Origin of the sequence: Parazoarcus communis SWub3 = DSM 12120, assembly GCF_003226565.1 — a bacterium.
Lineage (GTDB): Bacteria > Pseudomonadota > Gammaproteobacteria > Burkholderiales > Rhodocyclaceae > Parazoarcus > Parazoarcus communis.
In genome coordinates this window covers 1-564 of the sequence record NZ_QKOE01000106.1, presented here as the reverse complement: position 1 = coordinate 564, position 564 = coordinate 1, and the positions used below count along the sequence as shown (strand labels likewise).

Genomic DNA, 564 nt, shown 5'->3' with positions numbered 1-564 from the left:
ATCCAGAACCGCTGGCTCGTCATCATGGCGGCCATCGCCGTCGGCGCGCTGGGTGCCTGGAACTTCACGCGCCTGCCGATCGACGCCGTGCCGGACATCACTAACGTGCAGGTGCAGGTCAACACGGTGGCGCCAGGCTACTCGCCGCTCGAGGTCGAGCAGCGCATCACCTTCCCGATCGAGACGGCGATGGGTGGCCTGCCCAAGCTCGACTACACGCGCTCGCTCTCGCGCTACGGTCTCAGCCAGGTGACGGTGGTCTTCAAGGACGGCACCGACATCTACTTCGCACGCCAGCTCGTGAATGAGCGCATCCAGCAGGCCAAGGACAAGCTGCCGCCCGGCACCGAGACGTCGATGGGGCCGGTCTCGACGGGACTTGGCGAGATCTACATGTACGCGGTGGAAGCCAAGCCCGGCGCGAGGCGGCCTGACGGCACGCCCTATTCGGCGACGGAGCTACGCACCGTCCAGGACTGGATCATCAAGCCGCAGCTGCGCACCGTGCCGGGCATCGTCGAGGTCAACACGATCGGCGGGTACGAGAAGCAGTTTCATGTGCTT

1 protein-coding gene is annotated in these 564 nt (G+C 65.6%); it reads left to right on the top strand.

What is annotated here, in order from left to right:
- Window positions 1-564 (top strand): efflux RND transporter permease subunit (locus DNK49_RS23260; RefSeq protein WP_243632495.1); only part of this gene is annotated, 564 nt, incomplete at both ends.